A 6,203-nucleotide genomic window follows, 5' to 3' on the forward strand; every position below is an offset into this window, starting at 1 on the left:
TCGATCACACCGTTTGACAGGCGCGGCGCGGCGGGCTTGCCTCTTGGGCACCGCCCCGAGATGCCAGGATCATGCTCGCCCTCTACCTGCCCGTCGCCGCCATCATCCTCGGCATCTCCGTCCTCCAGGTCGCCAACGGCATCCTCGTCACCGTCCTGCCGATCTCGCTGACCGAGGCCGGCTATTCGATCCAGGCGTTCAGCGCGGTGGCGACGGCGCATTCGCTGAGCTTCCTGGTCGGCTGCATCCTGTCGACCCGGATCATCGGCGCGGTCGGCCATATCAGGGCCTTCGCGGCCTATGCCGCCGCCACCTCGGTGACGGCGCTGAGCTTCACCATCGCACCCGACCCGGCCTTCTGGATGGCGCTGCGGCTGGTCACCGGCTTCTGCTCCGCCGGGTTGTTCACGGTGGCCGAGAGCTGGCTGAACGAGATGACGCCGAACGCCCATCGCGGCCGGGTGTTCTCGGTCTACACCGTGGTGCAGAAGGTGGCGCTGGTCGGCGGCCAGTTCGTGCTGCTGTTCACCGGCGGCCCGGTGGTGCTGGGCCTGTTCATGATCGCCAGCGCCTTCTATTCGATGTCGCTGATCCCGGTCGCGATGAACCGGGCCACCACCCCGTCGATCGCCGCGATCCGCACCCTGCCGCTGCGCCAGCTATACCGCATCGCCCCGGCCGCGGTGATCGGCTGCATCTCCAGCGGCCTGATCAACAGCGCCGTCTCCTCGATCGGCCCGATCTGGGGGCTGCAGACCGGGCTGAGCATTGGCCTGGCCGGGGCCGTGCCGGCCATGGCCCAGGTCGGCAACTTGCTGGCGCAATGGCCGCTGGGCCGGCTGTCCGACCGCATCGACCGGCGTCAGGTCATGCTGGCCTCCAGCATCGTCACCATCCTGGTGTCGCTGACGCTCGGCCTGCTGCGGCCCGACTCGGACTGGCTGCTGTACGTGCTGTTCGGGCTGTGGGGGGCGGCGTCGATCTCGACCTACGGCATCTGCGTCGCCCATGCCAACGACTTCGCCCCGCGAGGCACGGCGGTCGCCCTGTCGAGCAGCCTGCTTCTGTGCTGGGGCGTTGGCGCCTGCCTGGGGCCCCTGATCGCCTCCGCCGTCATGGCCTGGGTCGGGCCGGACGGGCTGTTCCTGTACGGCGCCGCGATCGCCATCATCACTGCGATCTTCACGGCCTGGCGCATGACCCAGCGGCAGGCCCGCCCGGTGGAGGAGCGCGAGCCCTTCGTCAACCGGCCGGCGACCAGCCCGATCGCCAGCGAGCTGGCGGCCCGGCGCGAGACCGGCGAATAGCCCAAACGAAAGCGGGCGGCCCTGGGGCCGCCCGCTTTTCTTCAGTCGGTTTCGAAGCCGGCGGCAGCTACGCGGTCTGCCGGGCGGTGGACGGTCCGGCGAGACGACCGCGCGTCATTTTCGCCGGCGCCGCGGCGGATCCGCGTCCGCGCCGCTCGCCGGTGAAGTCGCTTCGTCTCGCCAATCCTCGCCCCGCATTGAGCAGCCTCGACAGCTCGCGGCGGGCGCGGGACAGGCGGCTCTTCACCGTGCCGACGGCGCAGCCGCAGATCTCGGCCGCTTCCTCGTAGCTGAAGCCGCTGGCACCGACCATCAGCAGGATTTCGCGCTGGTCGGGCGTCAGCATCATCAGCGCCCGGCGGAAATCCTGGAATTCCAGCTTGGCGTCCTGCGACGGCGGCACCCAGAGCAGGTCGAGATCGACGCCGTCCTTCGGCTCGGCCACGAATTTCCGGCGCCGCAACTGGTTGACATACTGGTTGCGCAGGATGGTGAAGATCCAGGCCCGGAAGTTGGTGCCCGGCGTGAACTGGCTTTCCGCCCGGAGCGCGCGCAGAATCGCGTCCTGGACAAGATCATCGGCGCGATCCGCATCACCGCTGAGCGAACGGGCAAAGGCCCGCAGATGCGGAATCGCCCCAGTCAGCTCAGCGTGAAAGTCGAATTGCACATTCCCCTCCTTATGGTCGCCGACGGATACACCGCCCACGCAGGGTTCATTTGGGTACGAGCCCGATATGTCGGTATCGAATACGGCAGAAATCGGGCTCGTGCATGGCGATGTCGCCACTTTTCCTCAGCGATCCTTGTCCTCCTTCGGCTTGGCCCCCTTGGCACTCTCCTCCAGCATCCGCATCAGATCGTCAGGCAGCGGTTCCTCCAGGACGGGGTCGTAGAGGCTCTTGAGCTGGTCGGAGAGCCAATTGTCGAATTGCGGCGGCTTCTTCAGACGCTCCACAGCCCGATCGGCCAGGGGCCGATCTGTCGCAGGCTTGGCCGTCTCCGGCCCGTCCGCGGCCGGCCGTGACGCCCCTGCGTCGCGTTTTCGCACCCGATCGCCTCGCCGTCGATCCATACCGCGCCCGATCCTGCTTTGTCCCGGTCAACATCAATGCGTACATTACCAATCCCGGACCGGGATGGAAGTTCCAGCACGCCGCACGGTACCGGAACGATTGCGATCGCGCCGCACGGCCGCTAAGCATTAGCACAGAAGGGCGAGCATACCCGGATTCGCCAGGATGGAACCATGACCGGCACATCGACGGAAATCCTGAAGCATCTGCCATATCTGCGGCGCTACGCCCGCGCCCTGGTCGGGTCGCAGGAACGCGGCGACCAGTACATGCGCGTGTTCCTGGAGGCCATCCTGGCCGACCCCCAGCGCATTTCCCCGGATGGCGACCTGCGGGCCCAGCTGTTCGGCGCGTTCCACGACGTCTGCACGCTGCTGAACGCGACCGACGACGATGCGGGCGGTCCCCTGGAAGGCCTGGTGCCGGTCGAGGCGCGGCTGTCGCAGCTGACCGCGGTGCAGCGCCAGGTGCTGCTGCTGGTGTCGCTGGAAGGCTTCTCCTTCGCCGATGTCGGCTTCATCCTGCACCTGCCTGAGGGCGAGGTCCGCGACCAGCTGGACGCCGCCCGCAAGGAGATGCAGCGCCAGCACCCGGCGCGCGTCATGATCATCGAGGACGAGCCGCTGATCGCGATGGACATCGCCCGCATCGTCGAGGAGATGGGCCACCAGGTCTGCGGCACCGCCGCCGACCATGCCGAGGCCGTGGCCCTGTCGAAGCGGTCGGCACCGCACATCGTGCTGGCCGACATCCAGCTCAAGGGCGGCGACAGCGGCATCGCGGCGGTGCAGGACATCCTGCGCGACATCTCGGTGCCCGTGGTCTTCGTCACCGGCTTCCCGGAACGGCTGCTGACCGGCGAGCGGCTGGAGCCGACCTTCGTCGTCACCAAGCCGTTCAAGCCCGAGGCGCTGATCTCGGTGATCGGTCAGGCCCTGGCGATGCACCCGCCGCTCACAACCGCGTGACGGCGGCGATGCGCCGGCCCGGGCGCCCGGTCGCCGGTTCCGGCGGACCGGCCCGGAAGGGCGGGTGCCGCCTCCCCTTGCCGGATGGGAGCGCCGTGTGACCAGCGCCCTGATCACCGCCATCGACACCCGCGAGGAGCGCGACGTCATCGCCGCGCGGCAGCGCGTGCGGCTGGTGGCGACCGAACTGGGTTTCGACGGCCGCGACCGGGTGCGGATCGTCGCCGCGGCCTCGGCCATGACCCGCAGCTTCCTGGCCCGCTTCGGCCAGGCCAACCTGTCCCTGCTGGTACTGCCCGGCCCGGCGATGGCGCTGGAAATCGTGCTGGCCGCACCCCGCCGGCCGCTGGGCCAGGGCAGCGGGCCGCAGCGCTCGCGCCTCGACACCGCGCCGGTCCGTACCCTGATGGACTGGGTCGAGCTGCGCCACGCCCGCGGCGTGGTCCGGCTGGTGATGCGCAAGGAGCTGCCGGAGACCGCGGCTGGGCAGGAACCGGCGGCGCTGGCGCATCGCACCATGACGGCCCTGGCCGGCGAGACCGGGGTCGACCCGTTCGAGGAGGTCCACCGCCAGACGATCGAGCAGATCTCCAGCCTGACCGAGCTGCGCCAGCGCGAAGAGCAGCTGATCGCCACCAACGCGCAGCTGCGTGAGGTGGAGCGGGCGCTACGCGCCAGCCTGGAGGAGAAGGACGTGCTGATGCGCGAGGTGCATCACCGCGTCAACAACAACCTGCAGATCATCGCCAGCCTGCTGAACCTGCAGACCTCGCGCGCCGTCGACCCGGCGGTGAAGGAGGAGCTGTCGGTCGTCGGCAACCGCATCCATTCGCTCAGCCTGGTGCACCAGAAGCTGTACCGTTCGCAGGACCTGTCGCACATCGACGCCGGCGGCTATGTGCATGAGCTCTGCGCCCATCTGCAATCCGCCTTCGCCCTGGCCACCGGGCCGGTCGCGCTGGTGGTGGAGGCGCCACCGCGGCAGATCCCGCTCGACAGCGCCATCCATCTCGGGCTGATCGTCAACGAGCTGGTCACCAACAGCCTGAAGCACGGCTTCCGCGACGGCCGCGGCGGCCGCCTGTCCGTGTCGCTGCAGCGGGCCGGGGCCGATGGCCTGGTGCTGACCATCGTCGATGACGGCCGGGTCGAGGAATCGACCCGTCGCGGCCTCGGCATGAGCCTGGTGGAAGCCATGGCCAAGCGACTTGACGGCACCCTGACCGTCACCCGGGACGGCGGCACCCAGACCGTCCTGACCCTCCCCGGTCTTGGCGTCGGCGCCGCTTAAAACCGTTCCGAATCAGATCGCTATCGGCCGACGCACGATACTGAACTTTAACTTTGGCTCGCATAGTATTGATTGCGATCAAAAGCAAATTGTCCGTCAAATTTTCTCTTATTGTTCAATCACCTCGCGGCGATCCTTTATAAAAACACTCTACTCTTGCTGAATTTATGGTATAGTCGCTCGTGCAGTACCTTCTGCACCCTTCCGCTTCCTAACGACCTTAACCAAGCCGCGGTCCCCCGCGGCTTGTTTTTGTGTGCATCATCGGCAAGATCAGCCCGAAACGAAGGTCAGCGGGATCTCGGTCGTCGACTTGATCTCTTCCATGGCGAACATGGAGGTGACGTCCGCCAGCTCGATCCGTGCGATGATCTTCTTGTAGAGCGCGTCATAGCTCGCGATGTCGGCAACATAGGCCTTGAGCAGGTAGTCGATATCGCCGCTCATGCGATAGACGTCGACGATCTCCGGAATGTCGCGCACGGCACCGCCGAAGCGCTCGATCCACTCGACCGTGTGATGGCTCGTCCGGATGGCGATGAACACGGTCACGCCGACATTGAGCGCCGCCTTGTCGAGCAGGGCCACGCGCTTGCGGACGATGCCCGCCTGTTCCAGCTTCTGCACCCGGCGCCAGCACGGCGTGGCGGAGATGCCGGCCTTCACCGCGAGGTCGGCCAGCGCGATCGTCGCATCGGTCTGCAGCGCCTTCAGGATCCTGAGGTCGATTTCGTCCAGCTTGAGCGACGTCGGCGGGCTCACGGCACGGCTTCCTTATTTGTGGCAGATCCCTGCCCTGGGTATAGAAAACCACCGAAAAAGACAAACCGGGAAGCGGATTTCACCCAACCGGCTATAAGCGAAATCCGTTTGCTCAAGACGAGCCGATTTCCATCAACAACGCAACCTGGTTCCCGCCGGCCGGGCATACCCTGTTCTCAGCGATCGAGAAGCAGGGCCGACCATGAACCACGCAGCCACATCAGATGTCTTCCGGCCCACCGCCAAGTGGCGCGGCCCGGCGCTGAAGACCCTGCCGGATTTCGGCGGCTCGCCGCAGGCGATGCTGGAGCATTTCACGGCCCATCCCGGGCTGATCTGCGATCTCGACCTGGAGCGCCGGCCCGGCACCTACGCCCGCAACCTGCTGTGGAGCGATGCCGAGACCAGCGTGTGGGCCATGGTGTGGGACAGGGGCGCCCGGACCGCGATCCACGACCACCATTGCGCCTGCGCCTTCGGCCTGATCAGCGGCAACCTGACCGAGATCCGCTTCCGGGCCTTCGACGGGATCCGGGTGGCGAAGACCTGGGAGGTAGTGCACCAGCCGGGCGACATCGAGAGCCTGGCGACGACCCACCCCAACATCCACCAGATGGTCAATGACAGCGACGCGGTCGCGGTCTCGCTGCACATCTACGGCTTCGACCCCCGCGTGCACGAGTCCTCGGTCGACCGGGAGTACGTGGTCGCGCAGGCCTGAGGATCCCTGCGCCGCGGTGACGGCGTTTCCCGGTTGGGGCCGGCAGGAGTTTCCCCCTATCCTTGGCCCAAGGCGGTG

Annotated in this window: 7 protein-coding genes; 4 read left to right on the forward strand and 3 right to left on the reverse strand. The window is 67.2% G+C overall.

The window, feature by feature from the left end:
- Nucleotides 1-71 precede the first annotated feature (71 nt).
- Entirely contained in the window at nucleotides 72-1,307 is a 1,236-nt protein-coding gene (locus tag AC3XYG_RS29455) for an MFS transporter (RefSeq protein WP_489143439.1), read from the forward strand.
- Between the two features lie 67 nt (nucleotides 1,308-1,374).
- On the opposite strand, the gene AC3XYG_RS29460 is transcribed toward AC3XYG_RS29455, so the two are convergent.
- Together AC3XYG_RS29460 and AC3XYG_RS29465 are read right to left on the reverse strand one after the other, a co-directional pair.
- Complete coding sequence (locus AC3XYG_RS29460) at nucleotides 1,375-2,097, reverse strand: sigma-70 family RNA polymerase sigma factor (protein ID WP_489143440.1); 723 nt, start codon at nucleotides 2,095-2,097, stop codon at nucleotides 1,375-1,377.
- 6 nt (nucleotides 2,098-2,103) lie between these two features.
- A complete protein-coding gene (locus AC3XYG_RS29465; RefSeq protein WP_489143441.1) occupies nucleotides 2,104-2,265 on the reverse strand; it encodes a NepR family anti-sigma factor in 162 nt (53 codons plus the stop codon).
- A gap of 291 nt (nucleotides 2,266-2,556) precedes the next feature.
- On the opposite strand from AC3XYG_RS29465, the gene AC3XYG_RS29470 reads away from it, so the two are divergent.
- On the forward strand, nucleotides 2,557-3,351 hold the full coding sequence (locus tag AC3XYG_RS29470) for a response regulator (protein WP_489143442.1): 795 nt from the start codon (nucleotides 2,557-2,559) through the stop codon (nucleotides 3,349-3,351).
- Between the two features lie 97 nt (nucleotides 3,352-3,448).
- Nucleotides 3,449-4,642, forward strand: a complete 1,194-nt coding sequence (locus AC3XYG_RS29475; RefSeq protein WP_489143443.1) for a sensor histidine kinase — start codon at nucleotides 3,449-3,451, stop codon at nucleotides 4,640-4,642.
- Between the two features lie 273 nt (nucleotides 4,643-4,915).
- On the opposite strand, the gene AC3XYG_RS29480 is transcribed toward AC3XYG_RS29475, so the two are convergent.
- Nucleotides 4,916-5,404, reverse strand: coding sequence for an Lrp/AsnC family transcriptional regulator (locus AC3XYG_RS29480; RefSeq protein ID WP_489143444.1), 489 nt, complete (start codon nucleotides 5,402-5,404; stop codon nucleotides 4,916-4,918).
- Between the two features lie 202 nt (nucleotides 5,405-5,606).
- On the opposite strand from AC3XYG_RS29480, the gene AC3XYG_RS29485 reads away from it, so the two are divergent.
- Nucleotides 5,607-6,125, forward strand: a complete 519-nt coding sequence (locus AC3XYG_RS29485) for a cysteine dioxygenase (protein WP_489143445.1) — start codon at nucleotides 5,607-5,609, stop codon at nucleotides 6,123-6,125.
- Nucleotides 6,126-6,203: the final 78 nt, after the last annotated feature.

The sequence above is a fragment of the Inquilinus sp. genome (assembly GCF_057815775.1).